This window comes from Aeromicrobium sp. Root472D3, from assembly GCF_001426485.1.
Taxonomy (GTDB): domain Bacteria; phylum Actinomycetota; class Actinomycetes; order Propionibacteriales; family Nocardioidaceae; genus Aeromicrobium.
On record NZ_LMET01000001.1, the window covers coordinates 404,223 to 424,930 of the forward strand.

Annotated in this window: 21 protein-coding genes; 10 read left to right on the top strand and 11 right to left on the bottom strand. The window is 72.1% G+C overall.

Features of this window, described 5'->3' with window-relative positions:
• Positions 1 to 75: 75 nt before the first annotated feature.
• The 6 genes from ASD10_RS02000 to ASD10_RS02025 form a co-directional block, all read right to left on the bottom strand.
• Positions 76 to 684, bottom strand: coding sequence for a hypothetical protein (locus ASD10_RS02000; protein ID WP_056603852.1), 609 nt, complete (start codon positions 682 to 684; stop codon positions 76 to 78).
• A gap of 61 nt (positions 685 to 745) precedes the next feature.
• Positions 746 to 1,504 (bottom strand): SDR family oxidoreductase, encoded by a 759-nt coding sequence (locus tag ASD10_RS02005; RefSeq protein WP_056603855.1) that lies wholly within the window; start codon positions 1,502 to 1,504, stop codon positions 746 to 748.
• A gap of 4 nt (positions 1,505 to 1,508) precedes the next feature.
• Positions 1,509 to 2,309, bottom strand: a complete 801-nt coding sequence (locus ASD10_RS02010; protein ID WP_056603858.1) for an SDR family NAD(P)-dependent oxidoreductase — start codon at positions 2,307 to 2,309, stop codon at positions 1,509 to 1,511.
• A gap of 53 nt (positions 2,310 to 2,362) precedes the next feature.
• Positions 2,363 to 3,004 (bottom strand): histidine phosphatase family protein, encoded by a 642-nt coding sequence (locus ASD10_RS02015; RefSeq protein ID WP_056603860.1) that lies wholly within the window; start codon positions 3,002 to 3,004, stop codon positions 2,363 to 2,365.
• Positions 3,005 to 3,106: 102 nt separating this feature from the next.
• Entirely contained in the window at positions 3,107 to 3,772 is a 666-nt protein-coding gene (locus tag ASD10_RS02020; RefSeq protein ID WP_056603863.1) for a fasciclin domain-containing protein, read from the bottom strand.
• Positions 3,773 to 3,824: 52 nt separating this feature from the next.
• On the bottom strand, positions 3,825 to 5,390 hold the full coding sequence (locus ASD10_RS02025) for a molybdopterin-dependent oxidoreductase (RefSeq protein ID WP_056603866.1): 1,566 nt from the start codon (positions 5,388 to 5,390) through the stop codon (positions 3,825 to 3,827).
• A gap of 102 nt (positions 5,391 to 5,492) precedes the next feature.
• Here ASD10_RS02025 and ASD10_RS02030 point away from each other — a divergent pair, with 102 nt between their 5' ends.
• Positions 5,493 to 6,911, top strand: coding sequence for a hypothetical protein (locus tag ASD10_RS02030; RefSeq protein WP_056603869.1), 1,419 nt, complete (start codon positions 5,493 to 5,495; stop codon positions 6,909 to 6,911).
• 16 nt (positions 6,912 to 6,927) lie between these two features.
• Here ASD10_RS02030 and ASD10_RS02035 read toward each other — a convergent pair whose 3' ends face one another.
• A complete protein-coding gene (locus ASD10_RS02035) occupies positions 6,928 to 7,620 on the bottom strand; it encodes a nitroreductase (protein ID WP_056603872.1) in 693 nt (230 codons plus the stop codon).
• 8 nt (positions 7,621 to 7,628) lie between these two features.
• Complete coding sequence (locus ASD10_RS02040) at positions 7,629 to 8,384, bottom strand: enoyl-CoA hydratase (protein ID WP_056603875.1); 756 nt, start codon at positions 8,382 to 8,384, stop codon at positions 7,629 to 7,631.
• Positions 8,385 to 8,441: 57 nt separating this feature from the next.
• Between ASD10_RS02040 and ASD10_RS02045 the strand changes: the two genes are divergently transcribed.
• From ASD10_RS02045 to ASD10_RS02055, 3 genes are all read left to right on the top strand, one after another.
• Positions 8,442 to 9,296: an NAD(P)-dependent oxidoreductase gene (locus ASD10_RS02045; protein ID WP_056603878.1), complete on the top strand. Its 855-nt coding sequence runs from the start codon at positions 8,442 to 8,444 to the stop codon at positions 9,294 to 9,296.
• Complete coding sequence (locus tag ASD10_RS02050) at positions 9,293 to 9,769, top strand: VOC family protein (protein WP_056603881.1); 477 nt, start codon at positions 9,293 to 9,295, stop codon at positions 9,767 to 9,769. The genes ASD10_RS02045 and ASD10_RS02050 overlap by 4 nt, the downstream gene beginning before the upstream one ends.
• Before the next feature lie 155 nt (positions 9,770 to 9,924).
• On the top strand, positions 9,925 to 10,245 hold the full coding sequence (locus ASD10_RS02055; protein WP_056603884.1) for a hypothetical protein: 321 nt from the start codon (positions 9,925 to 9,927) through the stop codon (positions 10,243 to 10,245).
• A 16-nt stretch (positions 10,246 to 10,261) separates the two neighbouring features.
• On the opposite strand, the gene ASD10_RS02060 is transcribed toward ASD10_RS02055, so the two are convergent.
• Both ASD10_RS02060 and ASD10_RS02065 read right to left on the bottom strand, forming a co-directional pair.
• On the bottom strand, positions 10,262 to 10,690 hold the full coding sequence (locus ASD10_RS02060; RefSeq protein WP_056603888.1) for an OsmC family protein: 429 nt from the start codon (positions 10,688 to 10,690) through the stop codon (positions 10,262 to 10,264).
• Entirely contained in the window at positions 10,690 to 10,989 is a 300-nt protein-coding gene (locus tag ASD10_RS02065) for a DUF2470 domain-containing protein (RefSeq protein ID WP_056603892.1), read from the bottom strand. Before ASD10_RS02065 ends, ASD10_RS02060 begins: the two co-directional genes overlap by 1 nt.
• 92 nt (positions 10,990 to 11,081) lie before the next feature.
• Between ASD10_RS02065 and ASD10_RS02070 the strand changes: the two genes are divergently transcribed.
• The 3 genes from ASD10_RS02070 to ASD10_RS02080 all read left to right on the top strand — a co-directional run bounded on the left by ASD10_RS02070 (position 11,082) and on the right by ASD10_RS02080 (position 14,961).
• A complete protein-coding gene (locus tag ASD10_RS02070; protein WP_056603896.1) occupies positions 11,082 to 12,563 on the top strand; it encodes an SDR family oxidoreductase in 1,482 nt (493 codons plus the stop codon).
• A 5-nt stretch (positions 12,564 to 12,568) separates the two neighbouring features.
• The gene (locus tag ASD10_RS02075; protein WP_056603900.1) at positions 12,569 to 13,387 is read left to right on the top strand and encodes a DUF1206 domain-containing protein; all 819 of its coding nucleotides are present in this window, start codon (positions 12,569 to 12,571) and stop codon (positions 13,385 to 13,387) included.
• Between the two features lie 74 nt (positions 13,388 to 13,461).
• The gene (locus tag ASD10_RS02080; protein WP_056603904.1) at positions 13,462 to 14,961 is read left to right on the top strand and encodes an amino acid permease; all 1,500 of its coding nucleotides are present in this window, start codon (positions 13,462 to 13,464) and stop codon (positions 14,959 to 14,961) included.
• On the opposite strand, the gene ASD10_RS02085 is transcribed toward ASD10_RS02080, so the two are convergent.
• Positions 14,939 to 15,556: a TetR/AcrR family transcriptional regulator gene (locus tag ASD10_RS02085; protein WP_056603907.1), complete on the bottom strand. Its 618-nt coding sequence runs from the start codon at positions 15,554 to 15,556 to the stop codon at positions 14,939 to 14,941. The two genes, ASD10_RS02080 and ASD10_RS02085, sit on opposite strands and share 23 nt — an antisense overlap.
• 44 nt (positions 15,557 to 15,600) lie before the next feature.
• On the opposite strand from ASD10_RS02085, the gene ASD10_RS02090 reads away from it, so the two are divergent.
• From ASD10_RS02090 to ASD10_RS02100, 3 genes are read left to right on the top strand one after another with little or no spacing between them, the layout of a single operon-like run.
• Positions 15,601 to 16,923, top strand: coding sequence for a cytochrome P450 (locus ASD10_RS02090; RefSeq protein WP_056603910.1), 1,323 nt, complete (start codon positions 15,601 to 15,603; stop codon positions 16,921 to 16,923).
• Positions 16,924 to 16,948: 25 nt separating this feature from the next.
• Positions 16,949 to 17,770 (top strand): SDR family oxidoreductase, encoded by an 822-nt coding sequence (locus ASD10_RS02095; RefSeq protein ID WP_056603913.1) that lies wholly within the window; start codon positions 16,949 to 16,951, stop codon positions 17,768 to 17,770.
• A gap of 37 nt (positions 17,771 to 17,807) precedes the next feature.
• The gene (locus tag ASD10_RS02100) at positions 17,808 to 20,705 is read left to right on the top strand and encodes an aminotransferase (protein WP_056603917.1); all 2,898 of its coding nucleotides are present in this window, start codon (positions 17,808 to 17,810) and stop codon (positions 20,703 to 20,705) included.
• The last annotated feature ends 3 nt before the right edge of the window (positions 20,706 to 20,708 follow it).

The following is a 20,708-nucleotide window of genomic DNA, read 5'->3' on the forward strand; positions in this document are numbered from 1 at the left end:
CCACGACGAGAGGGTTGCCGCCCCCGTGTGGGGCGACAACCCTCTCCTGGAGGGGCGACAACCCCCTCGCGAGCGTCAGTAGAGCTGGCGCGAGGCCGCGGTCGCGTCGTAGAAGGCGGACGACTGCTTCTTCCACAGCAGCACCAGGATGAAGACGCCGAGCACGAGGTTCACGATCGACAGCACCACGCTCACCGTCTGGGTACCGCCGATGGCGAGTCCGAAGAGGGTGAACACGACGTTCAGCACGCCCAGCACCGTGGCGACGACGCGGGCCCACGATCGGCCCTGGCCGTTCTTCCAGGCCATCCAGAGCCACAGCAGCACGGTGATCGAGCCGCCCACGATGCTCGAGGCGATGCCGACGGCGTACGCCGCGTCGATCGTGGACTGCGTGACGGACGGGTCGCTCTCGCGCATCTGCCGGGCGATGTCATCCTTCAGCGAGCCGAGGCCGATGAACCCCACGACCAGGGAGAGCAGGCTGAGCGCGGCGCCCACCAGCATCAGCTTGACCGCCAGCGCGATCGACGACGGCTGCGGCGGCGCGGCCGGACGCTGCGGCGGCTGGCCGCCCGGCCCGGTCGGGTACGAGCCGTACGGGGCCGCGGGCTGCTGGGGCCCCGGGTAGGCCGGCTGACCGGCGCCGAACGGCTCGTTGGGATCGGACGGTGTGCTGGTCATGGGGTCCCCCTGGATTCGACGACGTGCCTGATGTCGCCACGACCCTATCGGAGACGGGCCGTCACACCATCCGGCGGACGACGCCGAGCGGCGCGTACTTCATGACCTGCCCGAGCGGCGCCCACGGCCACGACGGGACGGCGGCATCGACGACCTCGGCCTCGATCTTGGCCACGAGCGCCCGGCACCCGGTCTCGGTGTCGACCATCATCCGGGTCTCCTGCGTCACGCCCTCGTTCATCTCCGACGCGATGTAGCCCGGGAACAGCGTCGTGACCTTGATGTCGAGGCCCTTGCGGCCGATCAGGTCGGACCGGATGCCCTCGGCGATCATCGCGAGGCCGGCCTTCGTCGCGGCGTACGTCGTCATCGACGAGGGCATGCCGCGCATCGCCGACATCGACGAGATGACGACGAGGTGACCGGCCTTGCGCTCGTAGAAGTGCTCCATCGCGGCCTCGCACTGCGCGAGCGCCGCGACGAAGTTGGTCTCGGCGGTCTGCCGGTTGGCCTCGAACCTGCCCGTGCCGATGCGTCCGCCCTTGCCGAGCCCGGCGTTGACGATGACGCGGTCGAGCCCGCCGAGGTCGGTGATCGCCTGCTTGAAGACCGCGAAGACCTGGTCGTGGTCGGTGACGTCGAGCGCGTGGACGACGACCTCGATGCCGGGGTGGGCCGCGAGCAGCTCGTCGCGCAGCGCCTCGAGGCGGTCGACGCGCCGGGCCGTCAGGGCGAGGTGGTGGCCCTTGGCGGCCAGGATGCGGGCCATGCCGGCGCCCAGCCCCGAGCTGGCGCCGGTGATGAGGACGTTGGTGCGCACGGGATCAGTCCTTCTTCGCCATCTGGAACGAGGCCTTGCGCATCATGCGGTCGTACACCGGTCGGGCGAACCGCTTGGCGGCGTAGGCGATCCTGCCGTCGCGGTCGGTCAGGATGATGTGCCGGCCCTTCTCGACGCCCTTGACGACCTCGGCCGCGATGTCGTCGGCCGTGACCGTCGACCGGTCGATGAGCTTGGCGGCCGACTTCTGCGCCGACTCGTCCTTGCCGCGCATCGACTCGGTGAGGTTGGTCTTGAAGAACGTCGGGCACACCACCGAGACCTTGACGCCGTAGGGCGCGAGCTCGTGCAGCAGCGTCTCGCTCAGCGCGACGACCGCGGCCTTGACGGCGTTGTACTCGCTCATTCGCGGCGGGTGCACCAGGCCCGCGGCCGACGCGGTGTTGACGATGTGTCCGCTGCCCTGCGCCTTCATGATCGGCGCGAAGGCGCGGCAGCCGCGGGCCACGCCGAGCAGGTTGATGTCGACGATCCACTGCCACTGGTCCATCTCGGTCAGCTCGATGCGACCACCGGCCGCGACGCCGGCGTTGTTGAACAGCAGGTCGAGGCCGTCCCACTCCTCGACGACCCAGTCGCGCGCCGCGGCCCAGTCGACGTCCTGCGTGACGTCGAGGTGCCGGTAGGTGACGCCCACCAGCCCGTCGAGCGCGGAGGACTGCTCGGCGTGGACGTCGGTCGCGAGCACGCGGCACCCGCGGTCGACCATCTGGCGCACCAGCGCCAGGCCGAGGCCGGAGGCGGCGCCGGTGATCAGGACGCGGGAGCTCGCGGGGATCGTCATGGTCCGGATACTACCGGTATCCCGGCAGCGTCCCGGTGGCCGTCGCCGCGCGGCTAGCGGAACGTGACCATGTCGCGGGGCAGGTGGCCCGTCTCGTTGAACGCGAGGAGCCGGGCTCCCGAGGCGCCGACGATGACGGTCGTGACGCTGGCGTTCACGATGACGTCGTTGATGCGCTGGAACAGCGAGTCGTCCCCGGCCAGCAGGTGCGACGCGACGAGCGCGATGGGGCCGCCGGAGGTGAACACGGCGACCTGCCGGCCGGAGGTCGCCTGCGCGACGACGTCGTCGAACGAGGCCATCACCCGCGACCGGAACGTCTCGTACGGCTCGCCCGGGCCGGGCTCGCCGGCCATCCACCCGGTGATCGCGATGTTGAGGGTGCGCTGGAAGGCCTTGGTGTCGGAGCCCATGGCCGAGGAGTCCTGCGCCTTCGCCAGCGCCAGGTGGTCGTACTCGTCCCACCCGGGGTCGACGTCGTAGCCGTCGCCCTCACCGCTCGCGTCGATCGCCGCGATCGCGGTCTGCGCGTGCCGCTTCATGCCGCCCGTGACGGCCGACGTCGGCGCCCAGCCGGACGCCTCCCACGAGACCCCCAGCGAGGACGACTGCTCGTACCCGAGCTCGGAGAGCTGGTCGTAGTCGGCCGCGCCGAACGAGGCCTGCCCGTGGCGGATCAGGTGGATGGAGCCCATGGCGCGACCCTACCCGCGCAGACCGCGAGGCCGGCACCTGGTGAAGTCAGTGCCGGCCTCGCGGGTCGTGCGGTGCTGCGGTCGTGCGGTGCTGCGTGGCGATCAGGCCGCCGGCGGCATCAGGACCGTGTCGATCAGGTAGACCGTGGCGTTGGCGGTCTGGACGCCACCGCAGATCACGGCGGCCTGGTCGCCGACCTTGATGTCGTCGCCCGAACCGGTGATGGTCAGGTCGGCGCCGTTGACGGTCTTGAAGGTGCCGTCGATGTCCGCGGGCGCGATGCGCTCGGGGATCACGTGGTACGTCAGGATGCTCGACAGCGTCGTGCCGCCGGCCTCCTTGGCGAGGGTGTCGATCGTGTCGGCCGGGATCTTGGCGAACGCGTCGTCGACGGGCGCGAAGACCGTGAACTCGCCACCGTTGAGGGTGTCGACCAGGTCGACGTCGGGGTTGACCTGTCCGCTGACGGCCTTGACGAGCGTCGTGAGCAACGGGTTGTTGCTGGCGGCCGTGGCCACCGGGTCCTGGGCCATGCCGCTGACCGAGCCGGCGCCGTCCGGGACGGCCTTGGCGTAGTCGGCGCAGCCGGGTCCGACGAGGTCGGCCGCCGGGTCGGCGTCCGAGGAGTCGGCGGACGGCGCGGCCGAGGTGGCCTCGTCCGACGGAGCGGCGGCGTCGCCCTCCGAGTCGCTCGATCCGCACGCCGCGGTGAACAGGGCGAGCGAGGCAACAGCCGCGACGGCGAAGCTCTTGGTGTGGGTACGCATGTCGTGTCTCCTTGTGGTTGGGTTGTCGTGCTCTCGTGCGAGTCGTGCTGTGTTACTCGACGCGGAACTGGACGCTCTGCCAGCCGGTCGTACCGTTCGGGCGAATCGGGGCCCGCTCGGAAGTCTGTGTCTCGCCGTCCTTGTTGGTGGCGCGCACCTGGACGGAGTGGATGCCGGTCGTGGCGTCGTCCCACTGGTAGGACCACTGGCGCCACGTCTCGACGTTGTCCTCGTCGGCGAGCTCGGCCTCGACCCAGTCGCCCTTGTCGATGCTGAGCTCGACCTTCTCGATGCCGACGGTCTGCGCCCACGCCACGCCGCCCATGCGGACCGCGTTCTGCGGGAAGGCCTGGAACGACTTCGGGACGTCGATGCGCGAGGAGAACTTGATGGGTGCCAGCGCGGTGTAGTCGCGCGTCGTCCAGTAGCCCTTGAAGTCCGAGAACCTCGTGACCTCGATCTCGGTCAGCCACTTGGTGGCCGACACGAAGCCGTACAGGCCGGGCACCACCAGACGGGCCGGGAAGCCGTGGGCGAGCGGGAGGGGCTGGCCGTTCATGCCGATCGCGACCATCGAGTTGCGGTCGTCGGTCACGGCCTCGATCGGGGTGCCGGCCGTCCAGCGGTCGGCGCTCGTCGACTTGATCGCGTCGGCGCCGTCCTGCACGCCGGCCATCTCGAGGAGCGTCGCGGTGCGGACACCGAGCCACAGCGCGTTGCCGACGTACGGTCCGCCGACCTCGTTCGAGACGCACGTCAGGGTGACGCGGTGCTCCTCGAGCTCCATGTCCATCAGGTCGCGGAACGAGAGGTTCAGCTCCTTGTCGACCATGCCGTGGATGCGCAGGCTCCAGCCCTCGGCCGGCACGTCGGGGATGCTGAGCGCGGTGTCGACGCGGTAGAAGTCGCGGTTCGGGGTGACGTAGGGGCTGACGCCCTCGACGTCGACCTGGGCCCCGGCGGGGACGGCCGGAGCGGGCTTGGCGGCCCGGGGCAGGCGGATGCCGGCGCGGGAGGCCGCGGCAGCGGCGTCGCCGAAGACCTGGCCGACGGCTCCACCGATCACGACCAGGGCGGTCACGCCCAGGGACGCCTTGAGGAAGCCGCGACGCCCCAGGCCCAGCGGGTGCGCCGCAGCGGCCTTCTCGCGACCGCGGAGGTTGGCGAGCAGCACCAGCAGCGCGCCGAGGGACACGAGCAGCGTGACGACCGAGGGCACCAGCGTCAGCACCCGGCTGGCGGTCGTGGTGCGGTCGATCGCGGCGGCGGCGATGGCGAGCGCACCGAGCAGCGCGACGGCGCCGATCGCGATGCGCGGCCGGCGACGGCCGATGATGCCGGCGACGATCGCGAACAGGGCCAGCGTCGCGACGACCCCGCCGATCAGGACGGCCTTGTCGTTCGACCCGAACTGCCGGATCGCGAAGTCCTTGAGGAACGGCGGCGCGTAGTCGACCGCCCGGTTGCCGACCGACTCGATCGGGGAGGGCACGCCCTGCAGGAGGGCGGCGACCCCGGTGCCCACGGCGACGCCGGACGCGGCGGCGAGGAAGCCGGCGATGGCTCCCGCCCACCAGGGCGCCGCAGCGGCTGCGCGAGTGTCTGTCGTCGTGGTCACACCTGCGGTTCGGCGCACCGTGGGAGGTGGATTGGTGTGTCGGGGAATAAATTTCGAAGAACTTGATGAACGGTACGAACCGCCGCCTTCTACGCTGGTCCGATGAGTGCACTTGAGGGAGTCACCTTTCCGTCCGACAGCTCGACGTCCGCCGCCCGCACCGTCATGGCCGACGCGTTGCGCAAGGCCGATCCGGTGGGTGCCCGGGCGATCGAGAACGAGACGAACTGGCGCCGCAACTACCTGGCGCACTTCCGCCGGTCGGTCGAGGCCGGCGTCGGCGAGGCGGCCGCGGCCCACAGCATCGCGGCCGAGGGCCTGCGCAGCGCCCACGGCCTGATGCGCTTCGACGACCTGCCGCTCGACGAGGCCGTCCGCGGCAGCGCCCTCAAGCAGGCCTTCCACACCCGGACGGTCGAGGGCACCGCCGAGGCCGAGACCGAGCTGACGATCCCCTACCGCGGCGAGCGGCTCGGCGGGGCCGCCCTCGTCGGGCAGCTCGAGACGTGGGTCGCCGCCGGCGTCATCACCCGCTCGGCGGCCGACGCCGTCCGCACCGTGCAGGACAACCCGCAGTGGCTGCGGCTCGAGGGCGACACCGTCGTCGTGCTGGGCGCCGGTGCCGAGATGGGGCCCCTGCGCGCCCTCCTGCGCTGGGGGGCACAGGTCGTGGCGCTCGACCTGCCGCGCGCCGACGTCCAGGAGCGCCTCCGCACCCTCGCGACCGAGTCGGCCGGCCGCACGCTGGTGCCGGCCCGCATCCTGACCAACGGCGACGACACCGGCGCCGACCTGCTGACCGAGCTGCCGGGCATCGCGCACTGGCTCGGCGGCCTCGACGGACGGCTGGTCGTCGGCAACTACTGCTACGCCGACGGAGCGACCCACGTCCGGCTCTCGATGGCGGCCGACGCACTGGTCGAGCACCTGGTCGACGAGCGCGACGACACCGCGCTGGCGTTCCTCGCGACACCCACCGACACGTTCGCCGTCCCGGCCGAGGAGGTGCGGTTCTCCAACGAGCTCTACTCGTCGCGATCGCGGCTCGTGCGCACGCCGCTGCGCCTGGCCAGCGGCGGACGCCTGCTGCAGCGCCACTACCCGCCGGGAGCCGACCCCGGCATCTGCGACGCGCTCGTGCCGCAGCAGGGGCCCAACTACGCCCTGGCCAAGCGGATCCAGCGCTGGCGCGCCACCACGTCACGCGCCGCCGGGACCACGGTGTCGCTCAACGTCGCCCCGGCCACCCGCACACGATCGGTCGTCAAGAACAAGGCGCTGGCCGCCGCCTATGCCGGCTCGCACCGGTTCGGGGTCGAGATCTTCGACCCGGCCACGAGCAACACCCTGATGGCGGCGCTGCTGGTCCACGACCTGCGGGCAGGTGCCGCACCCCAGGCCGAGCCGTGGCAGGACGAAGCCGTCAACGCGGCGCACGGAGGCCTGTGGACCGCGGCGTACGACCCCCGCAGCGCGCTCGGGCTCGCCGCCGTCCTCGGCATCGGCGCCCTGCGCGGCTGACCACTCGCACGGCCGGTCAGTCGACGAAGGTGACCGCCTGGTCGATCGGGGCGCGTGTCGACGTGAACCGGGCCGTGGGGTGGTCGGGATCGGGACGGCCGAACGAGATCCCGCACACGACCCGGCGGTCGTCGGGCAGGTCGAGGAACGCGCGGACGGCCGGCGTCACCTGGGCGATCGCGGCCTGCGCGCAGGTGCCGATGCCGAGCGCCTGGGCCGCGAGCATGAACGAGTCGACGTACAGGCCGCAGTCGATCGCACCGTAGACCCCGAGATCGGCGTCGGTCGTGATGATCGCGACGTGCGGGGCGCCGAAGAACTCGAAGTTCCGCAGCATCTGGGCAGCCGACCCGTCACGGTCGCCCTTCTGCACGCCGACCGCCTCGTACAGCTGCCAGCCGACCTCCTTGCGGCGGTCGCGGTGGACGCCGGTGTAGGCCTCGGGGAACGGGAAGTCGGACGGCGTGGGCTGCCCGAACGTCGCGATGACGTTCTCGACGGCCGCCTTCGACAGCGCGTCCTTGGCCTCCCCCGAGACGACGTGCACGTTCCACGGCTGGGTGTTGCACCACGACGCGGTGTGCTGCGCCGCGGCGAGCAGCTGCTCGATCGTCTCGCGCGGCACCTCGTCGGGCAGGTACCCGCGGCAGCTGCGGCGGCCGGTGAGCAGACGGGTCAGCGTCTCGAAGTCGTCGGTGGGCTGGTCCATGGTGCGTCTCACCGTCCTTCGAAGACGGGCGGGCGCTTCTGCAGGAAGGCGGTCGTGCCCTCGGCGAAGTCGGCAGTGTCGAACAGGCGCACCTGCAGGTCGCGCTCGCGGTCGAGGGCGTCGTCGAGGTGCGGCAGCGTCGCCGCGGCGATCGCCTGCTTCGTCGAGCGGTACGCGACGCCGGCGCCGTGGGCGAGCCGGCCGACGAGGCGGTCGACCTCGGCGGCGAAGTCGTCGTCGGGCACGGCACGGTGCACCAGCCCCGCGGCCGCGGCGTCGGTGGCCGGCAGCCGCTCGCCGAGCAGGGCCATCGCCGAGGCCCGCGCGCGGCCGATCGACGCCGCCACGACGGCGGTCGCGCCGCCGTCCGGCATGAGGCCGATGCTCGTGAACGGGAGCAGGAAGTAGGCCGACTCCTTCGCGATCGTGAGGTCGGCCGCCAGCGCGACCGAGCAGCCGAAGCCGGCCGCCGGACCGTTGACCGCCGCGACGACGGGCACGGGGCTCGCGACGATCGCGCGGATCAGGCGGTTGGCGCGGTCCATCGGCTCGGTGCCGCTGATGGGTCCGTCGAGGCGGGCGCCGGTCGAGAAGCCCCGACCCGCCCCCGTGAAGACGATGACGCGGGTGCCGTCCGGGGCCTGCTCGACGGCATCGGACGCGATGTCGAGCATGACGCCCGTCAGCCCGTTGAGTCGGTCGGGATCGTTCCACGTGATCGTGCGGACGCCGTCGGCGTCGGCGACCAGCACTGCGTCATCCATGACGACAGGCTAGGCGACCCCTGGCCATCGTGACAGCAGTGGTGGCAAGATCACGACATGTCACTCGCGGGAAAGACGATCATCATGTCCGGCGGCAGCCGCGGTATCGGCGAGGCGATCGCGGTGCGCGCCGCCCGCGACGGCGCGAACATCGCCCTGCTGGCCAAGACGACCGAGCCCCACCCTGCCCTGCCCGGCACGATCCACACCGCCGCCGCGGCGATCGAGGAGGCCGGCGGGCACGCCCTGCCCCTGGTCGGCGACATCCGCGACGACGCCTTCGTGCTCGACGCCGTGGCGCGCACGGCCGAGGCGTTCGGCGGCATCGACGTCGTCGTCAACAACGCCTCGGCGATCGACCTGTCGAGCACCCGCGACGTCACGATGAAGAAGTACGACCTGATGAACGACATCAACTCGCGCGGCTCGTTCCTGCTCGCGAAGTCGTGCATCGACCACCTCGAGCGCTCCGACAACCCCCACGTCCTGACGCTGTCGCCACCCATCACGCTCGACCCCAAGTGGTTCAGGACCGCGACGGCCTACACGATCGCCAAGTTCGGCATGAGCCTCGTGACGCTGGGCCTGAGCGAGGAGCTGCGCGAGCTCGGCATCGCCGCCAACTCCCTGTGGCCCCGCACCGCGATCGACACCGCGGCCGTCCGCAACGTCGTCGGCCCGGGGCTCGGCCACCACTCGCGCACGCCGGCGATCATGGCCGACGCGGCGTACGAGATCGTCACGCGTCCGAGCCGCGAGTGCACCGGCAACTTCTTCATCGACGACGACGTCCTCGAGGAGGCCGGGGTCACCGACTTCTCGATCTACCTGAACGGCGGCGAGGAGTCCGACCTCGCCCTCGACTTCTGGGTCGAGCCGAAGGGCCCTCACGATCCGAGCCTGTCGCTGTGAGCGCCGGCCACGTCACCGTCACGCCGTTCCTGTGGTTCGACGCGAACGCCGAGGAGGCGATCGAGCGGTACCTGTCGGTGTTCGACGACGCCGAGCTGCTGAGCGAGCAGCGGCACCCCGACGGTTCGCTGTTCATCGGCGAGATCAGCGTGCAGGGCCAGCGCCTGACGCTCATGAACGGCGGGCCGCGCGTCTGCCTCACCGACGCCTTCTCGCTGGCGGTCGGCGTCGAGACGCAGCAGGAGGTCGACACGATCTCCGACGGGCTGATCGCCGGTGGCGGCCGACAGGGCCGGTGCGGGTGGCTCGTCGACGCCTTCGGGCTGAGCTGGCAGGTCGTGCCGACGGCGCTGCACCGCCTGCTCGGCGATCCCGACCGCGAGGCCGCCGGACGTGCCCAGGCCGCCATGATGGCGATGGACCGGCTCAGCATCCGCGACCTCGAGGAGGCCTTCGCGGCCCGGACGAACTAGTCCCTTCGAGTCAATTTCGAGTGTCGGACGCCGAATTCCCCCGCCTGACCCCATCGCCTCGTACCGTCGGAGGAAGAGGGGAAGGTCTCGACGGCAATGAGCATGGCAGCAGTGGGCACGACGGCAGTGGGCACGACGGCGACGGGCGCGGTCCGATGAGCGTCTACCTGTTCGACATGGAGGGCGACCCCGTGGCCTTCCGCCGCAGCTGGTCCGACCCGCACGTCTTCGACCTGCGCGGTCGCCGCATCGGGTGCCTGCCGTGGGACGACAACGAGGTCGTCGACCTCGACGGACGCTACCTCGGCACCGTCGTCGACGACCGCCTCGTGCGACGCAACGACTCGTGCCAGCGGCCGTGCGCCGAGCTGCCCGCCGACCCGGGCACCGTCGAGCCGACGGGACGCCCGCTGGCGCCGCACTACTTCCCGAACCGCTTCGCGTACGAGGACATCCCGCTCCAGCACCTCGCGTAGCAGCGGCCCGACCGGTCTAGACGTCGCGGATCTCGACGTCCGCCTCGGCACCGATCGCGAGCGTCCGCGCAACGGTGCAGAGCCGGTCCTCGGCCTTCGCGATCGCGTCGGGCAGCAGCGCGCGCGCCCGGTCGCCGTCCTCGCCCTCGGGGAACGCCACGTCGAACCGCATCAGCAGGTCGACCAGGTGGTTGCCGAGCTCGTCGCGGATCTTGTCGGCGCGGGTGTGCACGTCGAACGTCACGGGCTCGGCCCGTCGCGCCACGAGCGGGTCGACCGTCAGCGCGGTGCAGCCGGCCAGCGCGACCAGCAGCAGCTCGACGGGCGTGAAGTCGTCGCTCGAGCCGTCGCCGATCCGCAGGGTCGTGCCGCGGACGTTGGTCGCGGTGTAGCGCGACGGACCCGTGCGCGTCAGCTCGACGCTGCGCTCGGTCTCGCCCGACATCAGTGCGCCTCGGGGGCCGGCAGGCCCAGCCGCTCGACCGCGGCGTCGTGCAGGGCGACGACCGCGCGGCGGACGTCGGCGCGCTCGACGACCGGCCCGGGCCACGGGACGGTCTGCGTCCGGGTCCCGCCGTCCACGACGACGTCCCAGGTGCCGCCCTCGGTGTCGAGGTCGGTCATCGTCGCGGCGGTGGCCGCGGGATCGACGAAGGCGCGCGCGATCGTGAGGTTGTCGTCGGTGTGGTCGTCGTTCATGTGGTGCAGGATCGCCGCGACCACGTCGGGCGGGAAGCTCGTCATGGCTCGACGGTATCGCCCGGCCCCCGGTGCCGGAATCCCCCACGGGCGGGGAAGAAGGTGCGCCGACCGGTCGGCCCCAGGACACTGGGGACATGTCGTCCCCCCGCAGTCTCGTCACTGGTGCCACCGGATACGTGGGCGGACGCCTCGTGCCCCAGCTGCTCGAGGCCGGCCACACGGTGCGCGTCATGGTGCGCGACGAGCGCAAGGCCCGCGCCCACGTGTGGTCGCACGACGTCGAGGTCGCGGTCGGCGACGGCACGAGCGACAGCGACGTGCGCGACGCGATGAAGGACGTCGACGTCCTGTACTACCTGCTGCACTCGATCGGCACGGGCGACGACTTCGGCAAGACCGAGCACGACATGGCCGAGCGCTTCGCCACCGCCGCCAAGGAGGCCGGCGTCAGCCGCATCGTCTACCTCGGCGGCATGATCCCCGAGGGCGAGGAGCTGTCGGAGCACCTCAGCTCGCGCGGCGAGGTAGGCGACGTCCTGCTCGCCTCGGGCGTGCCGACGACGGTGCTGCAGGCCGGTGTCGTGATCGGCTCGGGATCCGCCTCGTTCGAGATGCTGCGCTACCTCACCGAGCGCCTCCCCGTGATGGTGACGCCGAAGTGGGTCAACACCCGCATCCAGCCGATCGCGATCCGCGACGTGCTGCGCTACCTGGTCGGCTCGGCCGACATGCCGTCCGACGTCAACCGGCGCTTCGACATCGGCGGTCCCGAGGTGCTGACGTACCTCGACCTGATGCAGCGCTTCGCCCAGATCTCGGGCCTCCCCAAGCGCCGTGTGCTGAAGGTGCCGGTGCTGTCACCGGGTCTGTCGAGCCACTGGGTCGGCATCATCACCCCGGTCCCCGCGAGCCTCGCCCGCCCCCTCGTCGAGTCGCTGCGCAACACCGTCGTGGCCGGCGACACCGACATCAAGCAGCACGTGCCCGACCCGCCCGAGGGGCTGATCGACTTCGACCGATCGGTCGAGCTCGCGCTGACCAAGATCCAGAGCCTCGACGTGCCGACCAGCTGGTCGTCCGCCGCGACCGCGGGGGCACCCGCCGAGGGCCTGCCGACCGATCCCGACTGGGCCGGCGGCTCGCTGTACCAGGACGAGCGCACCCGCGAGGTCGACGCGAGCCCCGAGAACCTGTGGACCGTGATCGAGGGCATCGGCGGCCGCAACGGCTGGTACTCGTGGTCGCTGGCCTGGTGGGTGCGGGGCGTGCTCGACCGGATCGTCGGCGGACCGGGCCTGCGCCGCGGGCGCCGCAACCCCCGCGACCTCGTGGTGGGCGACGTCGTCGACTTCTGGCGCGTCGAGGAGACCGACGACTCGACGTTCCTGCGCCTGCGGGCCGAGATGCGCCTGCCCGGGCTGGCCTGGCTCGAGATGCAGGTCGGGTCGACCGAGGGCGGGACGACGACGTTCCACCACCGGGCGCTGTTCGCGCCGAAGGGACTCCTCGGCCAGCTGTACTGGTGGTCGATCTACCCGTTCCACGGCATCGTCTTCGGCGGCATGCAGCGCAACATCGCCCGCGCCGCCGAGGCCCTCGAAGCACGGGAGGACTGACCACCGTGGTCGGCACGAGTCCCCAGCAGGCGCGTCACAGCGACCTGCTCAAGCACGGCGCCCGCGTCGGGCTGGCCGCGTACGGCGTCGTCCACCTGATCGTGGCGTGGATCGCGCTGCAGGTCGCCTGGTCGGGCGGGGGCGGGGGCGACGCGAGCAGCGGCGGCGCCCTGCGGACACTCGCGCACCAGCCCTTCGGCCGCACGATGCTGTGGACCACGGTAATCGGCCTGGTCGCGCTGATGCTGTGGCAGCTCGGCACCGCGATCTGGGGCTACGCGACCGAGGACGGCGCCAAGCGCGTGCGCAAGCGCGTCGGCGCTGCCGGCCGCGTCGTCGTGTACGGGGCCCTGGCGGTGTCGGCCGCGAAGATCGCGGGCGGATCGGGCGGAGGATCGGGGGGCGACTCCCAGGAGGAGGGCCTGACGGCCGACCTGCTCGGCGCCCCCGCGGGCCGGACGCTCGTGGCGGCGATCGGCATCGCCGTGTTCGCCCTCGGCGTGCGACAGGTGCACCGGGGTGTCACCGACTCGTTCACGCACGACCTGGAGGGTCCCGCGACCAGCGGCGACTCGGGCTCGGCCGTCATCGTGCTGGGCCGCGTCGGCTACGTCGCGAAGGGCGTCGCGGTCGGCGTCGTCGGAATCCTGTTCGGCTGGGCGGCGCTCGCGTACGACCCCGAGAAGGCCGGCGGACTCGACGACGCGCTCAAGACCGTCCGCGACCAGCCGTTCGGGCCGTACCTGCTCAGCGCCGTCGCGCTGGGCCTCGCGGCCTTCGGGCTGTTCTGCTTCGCCTGGGCCCGGTACCCCCGCACGCGGTGAGCCGCCGTCGACACGCGGCGCCGGCAGGGGCCTGAGCGCTTGCGCCCGACCGCCGATCGCCACAGGATGTCCGGATGGATCTCTTCCGCATCAAGTCCGTCGAACGCTCCATCGCGGAAACCGACGAGCCCGAGACCCGGCTCAAGAAGGAGCTCTCGGCCTGGGACCTGACGGTGTTCGGCGTCGGCGTCATGGTCGGCACCGGCATCTTCGTGCTGACGGGAGAGCAGGCGTACAGCAACGCCGGGCCGGCGATCGTGATCTCGTTCGTCATCGCCGGCATCGTGTGCGGGCTCGCCGCCCTCTGCTACGCCGAGTTCGCGTCGACCGTCCCCGTCGCGGGCAGCGCCTACACGTTCTCGTACGCGACGCTCGGCGAGCTCATCGCCTGGATCATCGGCTGGGACCTCGTCCTCGAGCTGGCCCTCGGTGCGGCCGTCGTGGCCCGCGGGTGGTCGGCCTATCTGCAGTCGCTGTTCGACCTGCCGACGTGGCTCGCCGGCGACGAGGCGATCCCCGACTTCGGCGCGATCGCGATCGTCCTGGCGCTGACGGCGCTCGGCGTCTTCGGCACCAAGCTGTCGGGACGGTTCACGAGCGTCCTGGTCATCGTGAAGGTCGCCGTCGTGACGTTCGTGATCGTGGCGGGCCTGTTCTTCATCAAGGCGTCGAACTACACGCCGTTCGTCCCCGACTCGAAGCCCAGCGAGGGCGGGTCGGGACTCGACTCGACGCTGCTGCAGTCGATCTTCGGTGTCGACCCGACGGTCTTTGGCGTCTACGGCATCATCGCGGCCGCCTCGGTCGTGTTCTTCGCGTTCATCGGCTTCGACATCGTCGCGACGTCGGCCGAGGAGACCAAGAACCCGCAGCGCGACATGCCGCGCGGCATCCTCGGCTCGCTGGCGATCGTCACGGTCCTCTACGCCGCGGTCTCGTTCGTCGTCACGGGCATGCTCAAGTACAGCGACGAGCGCATGAACACCGCCGCGCCGCTCGCCGAGGCGTTCAAGGCCAACGACCTCGACTGGGCCAGCAAGATCATCTCGGTCGGCGCCGTCGCCGGCCTGACGACCGTCGTGCTCGTGCTGATGCTGGGCCAGTCGCGCGTGCTGTTCGCGATGTCGCGCGACGGGCTGCTGCCGGTCGGCCTGGCCAAGGTGCACCCGCGCTTCGGCACGCCGTACCGCATCACGGTCATCACGGGCCTGTTCGTCGCCGTGCTGGCCGGGTTCGTGCCGCTGTCGGAGCTGTCGAAGCTCGTCAGCATCGGCACGCTGTTCGCGTTCGTCGTGGTGTCGGCCGGCGTCATCATCCTGCGCCGCACGCGCGCCGACCTCGACCGTCCGTTCCGCGTGCCGGGCGTCCCGCTGATCCCGATCCTGTCGATCGCGGCGTGCCTGTGGCTGATGGTCAACCTGTCGGTCGAGACGTGGGTGCGCTTCCTGATCTGGCTCGCGATCGGCTTCGCGGTGTACTTCGTCTACGGCTACCGGTCGTCGCGCCTCGGCCGCGGCCTGCGCCAGGCCGAGGTCGACGCCGACGCCGACGTCAACGATGGGCAGTCGCCGTGAAGTGATGCGTCGCGGCGTCGACGATCTGGCCGGGGCTCGCCGCGAGTGTCCCCTCGATCCACGCGGTCACGAGCTCGGCCACGCCACCGATGAACATCGTCGCCGCGAGGTGCCCCTCGACCTCGCTCCAGGCCTGCGGACCGTAGAGGTCGCGGGCCTCGTGCGCCGCCAGCTCGGCGAACTGGCGCAGCAGGCGGGCGCGGTGCGGCCGCAGCGCGTCGATCGACAGCGACTCGACGATCGCGACGCGCCCCCTGCGGGGGTCGTCGGTCAGGATCTGCACGAACGCTCCGATGCCCGCGCGCACGCGCTGCTCGGGGGTGCCCGCCGCGGCCTCGAGCGCCGCGACCGACCGCTCCGCGATCTGCGCCGCGATGTCGTCCATGACCGCGGCGAGGGCGTCGTCGAGCCCCGTGAAGCTCTCGTAGAAGTACCGCTCGGTGAGCCCCGCCTCGGCGCAGACGCGGGTCATCGTGACCTTCGGCCCACCGTCGCGCCCCCACACCTCGAGGGTCGCCTCGACGAGCCTGGCCCTGCGGTCGGCGGTTCGCTGCTCGGCCGACATGCCGCGATACGTCCCTGCCTTGACTGCCATGCCTCGATATTGACAGAGCGTCCTGTCTGAATCAAGATGCCTGTGTGACCCAGACCACTGCAGCACCTCCCCGACGTCGCGGGATCCCCTACGTCGGCCGCACGCTCGACTACGTCCGAGACCCGCTCGCGATGATGCGCACGCAGTACGACGGCTGGGGGCCGGTCTCCGACATCGACTTCATCGGCAAGCGCTGGACGGTCCTGCTGGGGCCCGACGCGTGCGAGGCCGCGCTGCGCAACGCCGACAAGGCCTTCGCCAGCGGCGACGGCTGGGGCTACCTCGTCGGCCCGTTCTTCGACCGCGGGCTGATGCTGCTCGACTTCGACGAGCACCACCGCCACCGGCGCATCATGCAGTCGGCCTTCACGCGCGACCGGCTCGAGGGGTACACGGCCGCCCTGCAGCCCGCCGTCGCCGCAGGACTGGCGCGCTGGCAGCCGGGCCCGGACGTCCGCGCCTACCCCGCGCTGAAGGAGCTGACGCTCGACCTCGCCGCCGAGGTCTTCATGGGCGGGGCCGACCTCGCGACGCCCGACGAGCTCGACCGCGTCAACCGGGCCTTCATCGACTGCGTGCAGTCGGCGACGGCGCTCGTCCGCGCCAACGTGCCGGGCACGCGGTGGGGCCGCGCCCTGCGGAGCCGACGACTGCTCGAGGAGTTCTTCGGGCGTCACCTCGCCGCCAAGCGGGCCACGCCCGGCGACGACCTGTTCTCGGTGCTGTGCCATCTCGAGACCGACGAGGGCGAGCGCTTCAGCGACGCGGACGTCGTCAACCACATGATCTTCCTGCTGATGGCCGCGCACGACACCTCGACCATCACGGTCTCGACCGTCATGCAGCAGCTCGGCCAGCACCCCGAGTGGCAGCGACGCTGCCGCGACGAGGCGCTCGCCCTGCCCGAGCACCCGACCATGGCCGAGCTCGACGGGCTCGTCGCGATCGACCTCGTGATGAAGGAGAGCCTCCGGCTCGTGCCGCCGGTGCCGGTGCTCGCCCGCAGGACCGTCAAGGAGACCGAGGTCATGGGGCACCGCATCCCGGCGGGCCGGCTCGTCGCCGTCATGGTCCACCTGTCGCACCACATGCCCGAGCTGTGGACCGATCCCGAGCGGTTCGACCCCGAGCGGTTCGCCGACGACCGCCGCGACGACAAGGTGCACCGCTACGCCTGGGAACCGTTCGGCGGCGGCGTGCACAAGTGCCTCGGCATGTTCTTCGCGGGCGCCGAGGTCAAGACGATCCTCGTGCACCTGCTGCGCCAGTTCGAGTGGAGCGTCGACCCGGGCTACCGGGCCCCCATGAGCTACGCCTCGCTGCCGTTCCCCAAGGACGGCCAGCCCGTCCACCTGACCCGCCGCTGAACCCACCCACCCCTCTGGAGGACCCATGTCCCGCACGCTCAGCAACCAGGTCGTCGTCATCACCGGCGCCGGTCGAGGCATCGGCCTCGCGACCGCCCGCAGGTTCGCCGCCCAGGGAGCCGTCGTGGTGATCGGCGACCTCGACGACGACGTCGCCGCCAAGGCGGCGCTGCAGGTCGGCGGACGATCCGTCGCCCACGTCGTCGACGTCGCCGACCGCGCGTCGTACGCCCGGTTCGTCGAGCGCGCCCGCGAGCAGGGTCCGATCGACGTGCTCGTCAACAACGCGGGCATCATGCCGCTCTCGCCCCTCGTCGACGAGACCGACGCGGCGACGGACCGCATCCTCGACGTCAACCTGCGCGCCGTCATCACCGGCACCAAGCTCGTGGCGCCCGACATGATCGAGCGCGGCAGCGGCCACATCATCAACGTCGCCTCGGCGGTCGGACGCATCGCGGTCGCGAACGGCGCGACCTACAGCGCCAGCAAGTACGCCGTCATGGGCTTCTCCGAGGCGATGCAGTCCGAGCTCGCACCCTTCGGGGTCGACGTCTCGTGCATCCTGCCGACGGTGGTCGACACCGAGCTGGCCGCCGGCGTCTCGGCCGCCAAGGGCATGCGGGCCGTCCGCCCCGACGAGGTCGCGGCCGCGATCGTCAAGGTCGCGCGGGCGCCCCGCTTCGAGACGTGGGTGCCGGCGTGGAGCAAGGGACTGTTCTACTCGATGAACGTCCTGCCCCGACGGGTGCGCAACGGCGCCGGCCACGCGATCGGTGCCGACGAGGCGCTGCGGGCCGTCGACGTCGAGGCCAGGGCCGAGTACGAGCGTCGCGCCTCGTCGTGACCCGGTGCGCACCGCGCCAGCCCTACGATCAGGTGTCATGGAGCCCTCCAGCACCGGCCTGCCCCGGCCCGCCGTCACGATCGACCACGTCGTCGCGTGGGCGCGCGAGCACTTCGGCGTCGAGGGCCGCGGGGTCGAGCTCGGCAGCCAGCAGGACCGCAACGTCCTGCTCACGGGCGACGACGGCTCGCAACACCTCGCGAAGGTCAGCAACCCGGTCTTCGCACGGGCCGAGATCGAGGCGCAGAACCTGGTGATGCGGCAGCTGTCGGCGCGCGGTCACGCGACCCCGCGACCGGTGCCCTCGCTCGACGGTGACGAGATCGTCACGGTCGACGTCGACGGGGTGCCCCACGCGCTGCGGCTGCTGACCTTCGTCCCCGGTTCTCCCCTGTCGTCCACCGGGGCCCCGTGGCCGGGGACGCTGGCGCAGATCGGCCGGCTGGCCGGACAGGTCGCGACCGCCCTGGCCGACGTCGCCCACCCCGGCCTCGAGCGCGACCTGCAGTGGGACCTGCGGCAGGGCGAGTCCGTCGTGGCCGACCGCCTGGCCCTCGTCGACGACCCCGTGCGTCGTGCGCTGGTCGAGGAGGCGGTGGCCCGCGTGCGCACCCGCCTCGACCCGGTGCGCGACGAGCTCCCGACCCAGCCGGTCCACGGCGACCTCACGACCGACAACCTGGTCGGCGAGCGCGACGTGGTCGGCGCCCTGCAGGTCACGGGCATCATCGACTTCGGCGACGCGATGACGAGCTGGCGGGTCGCCGAGCTGGCCGTCGCCTGCAGCGCCGTGTTCCGTGACGAGCCCGGCCAGCCCCTGGCCGTGCTGCCCCTCGTCGAGGCGTTCGACGTCGAGGTCCACCTGACGGACGCCGAGCTCACGGCACTGTGGCCGCTGGTCGTGCTGCGCGGTGCGACGCTCGTCGTCAGCGGTGCCGAGCAGCTGGCCGTCGACCCCGACAACGCCTATGCGGCCGCGGCACTCGACGACGAGTGGGCGATGTTCGAGGTGCCCGCGGCCCAGGACCCCGAGGTCATGACGGCAGCCATCCGCCTGGCGCTGGGACGCCCCGTCACCGCGCCCCCCGTCCCGACCCTCGCCGCTCCCCTGGTGCCGTCGTTCACGCAGCGCCCGCCCGTCGTCGTGCGGCTGGGGCACGACAGCGACGTGCTGTGGGACGGCTCCTGGCTCGAGGACGGCGGATCCGTCGAGCAGCGGGCGCTGGCCGACGCCGCGAGCGACGGCGCCGCGGTCACGGCCTTCGCCGAGGGACGTCTGACGCGCGCCCCGGCGCTCAGCCGCGACCAACCGGCCACCGTCGCCCTCGGGGTCGACCTGCGCACCGCATCGCCCGTGACCCTGGCCGCGCCGTTCGCCGGCACCGTGACCCGTCGCGACGGGGCCGTCGTCCTGACGGGCCGCGACCACGCCGTCGTCCTGCGCACACCGCAGGCCGTCGTCCCCGACGGTGCGGCCATGAGGGCCGGCGACGCCCTGGCGACCACCGACCGCGCGACGGTCTGGCTCACGGCGGCCGACGCCGTCGTCGACCGGCTCCCCCCGCGGTTCGTCCGCCCGGCGGAGCTGGCGGCCTGGCGCACGCGCGTGCTCGACCCGGCCCCGCTGCTCGGCACCCCGCCGCTGCCGGACGGTGGGCCGGACGACCTGCTCACCCGGCGCACCGGCGCGTACGCGCCGCTCCAGAACCACTACTACACGGCTCCGCCGCAGATCGAGCGCGGGTGGCGCGAGCACCTCATCGACACGACGGGGCGCCACCGTCTCGACATGGTCAACAACGTGACGATCCTCGGGCACGGCCACCCCGAGGTCGCGGCCGCCGCCGCCGACCAGTGGCGGCGCCTCAACACGAACTCGCGCTTCCACTACGCCGCCGTCGCCGAGCTGAGCGAGCGGCTGCTCGCGACGGTGCCGGACGACCTCGACACGGTGCTGCTCGTCAACAGCGGCTCCGAGGCCGTCGACCTGGCGCTGCGCCTGACCGCGGCGTTCACCGGGCGCGACGACGTCCTGTGCGTCACCGAGTCGTACCACGGGTGGACCGTCGCCTCGGACGCCGTGTCGACCTCGACGTCCGACAACCCGCGGGCCGGCGAGACCCGCCCCGCCCACGTGCACGCCGTCGAGCTGCCCAACGCGTACCGCGGCACCCACCGCGGCGCGGGGGCGGGCGAGGCCTACGCCCGCGACGCGGTGGCCGAGATCGAGCGTCTCGCCGCCACCGGCACCCCCGTCGGCACGTGGATCGCCGAGCCGCGCAACGGCAACGCGGGCGCGATCGGCCTGGCGCCGGGCTACCTGCCGCGGGTCTACGACGCGATCCGTGCCGGGGGCGGCGTGTGCGTCTCCGACGAGGTGCAGGTCGGCTACGGGCGGCAGGGCGAGTGGTTCTGGGGCTACGAGGAGCACGGGGTCGTGCCCGACGTCGTCACGATGGCCAAGGCCATGGGCAACGGGCACCCGCTCGGCGCGGTCATCACCCGCGCCGAGATCGCCCGGGCGCTGGCCGACCAGGGGACCTTCTTCTCGTCCGCCGGCGGCAGCACCCTCAGCAGCCGGATCGGCGGGGTGGTGCTCGGGATCCTCGAGCGCGACGGGTTGCAGGAGCAGGCCCGCGTCGTCGGCGCCCACCTGCGGGCGGGGCTCGAGAGCCTGGCCGAGCGGCACGACCTGATCGGCGCCGTCCACGGCCGCGGCCTGTACCTGGGCGTCGAGCTCGTGCGCGACCGCACGACCCTCGAGCCCGCCGCCGAGGAGACCGCGGCGCTGTGCGACCGGTTGCTGCAGCTCGGTGTCGTCGTCCAGCCCACCGGCGACCGGCAGAACATCCTCAAGGTCAAGCCGCCGCTGTGCTTCTCGCGCGAGAGCGCCGACTTCTTCGTGGCCCGCCTCGACGAGGCGCTGGGCGGCTGACCG

Coding starts and splice junctions, on each gene's coding strand:
- ASD10_RS02000 (WP_056603852.1), bottom strand. CDS start 684: ATGACCAGCACACCGTCCGATCCCAACGAGCCGTTCGGCGCCGGTCAG.
- ASD10_RS02010 (WP_056603858.1), bottom strand. CDS start 2,309: ATGACGATCCCCGCGAGCTCCCGCGTCCTGATCACCGGCGCCGCCTCC.
- ASD10_RS02015 (WP_056603860.1), bottom strand. CDS start 3,004: ATGGGCTCCATCCACCTGATCCGCCACGGGCAGGCCTCGTTCGGCGCG.
- ASD10_RS02020 (WP_056603863.1), bottom strand. CDS start 3,772: ATGCGTACCCACACCAAGAGCTTCGCCGTCGCGGCTGTTGCCTCGCTC.
- ASD10_RS02030 (WP_056603869.1), top strand. CDS start 5,493: ATGAGTGCACTTGAGGGAGTCACCTTTCCGTCCGACAGCTCGACGTCC.
- ASD10_RS02035 (WP_056603872.1), bottom strand. CDS start 7,620: ATGGACCAGCCCACCGACGACTTCGAGACGCTGACCCGTCTGCTCACC.
- ASD10_RS02040 (WP_056603875.1), bottom strand. CDS start 8,384: ATGGATGACGCAGTGCTGGTCGCCGACGCCGACGGCGTCCGCACGATC.
- ASD10_RS02045 (WP_056603878.1), top strand. CDS start 8,442: ATGTCACTCGCGGGAAAGACGATCATCATGTCCGGCGGCAGCCGCGGT.
- ASD10_RS02055 (WP_056603884.1), top strand. CDS start 9,925: ATGAGCGTCTACCTGTTCGACATGGAGGGCGACCCCGTGGCCTTCCGC.
- ASD10_RS02060 (WP_056603888.1), bottom strand. CDS start 10,690: ATGTCGGGCGAGACCGAGCGCAGCGTCGAGCTGACGCGCACGGGTCCG.
- ASD10_RS02065 (WP_056603892.1), bottom strand. CDS start 10,989: ATGACGAGCTTCCCGCCCGACGTGGTCGCGGCGATCCTGCACCACATG.
- ASD10_RS02070 (WP_056603896.1), top strand. CDS start 11,082: ATGTCGTCCCCCCGCAGTCTCGTCACTGGTGCCACCGGATACGTGGGC.
- ASD10_RS02080 (WP_056603904.1), top strand. CDS start 13,462: ATGGATCTCTTCCGCATCAAGTCCGTCGAACGCTCCATCGCGGAAACC.
- ASD10_RS02085 (WP_056603907.1), bottom strand. CDS start 15,556: ATGGCAGTCAAGGCAGGGACGTATCGCGGCATGTCGGCCGAGCAGCGA.
- ASD10_RS02095 (WP_056603913.1), top strand. CDS start 16,949: ATGTCCCGCACGCTCAGCAACCAGGTCGTCGTCATCACCGGCGCCGGT.
- ASD10_RS02100 (WP_056603917.1), top strand. CDS start 17,808: ATGGAGCCCTCCAGCACCGGCCTGCCCCGGCCCGCCGTCACGATCGAC.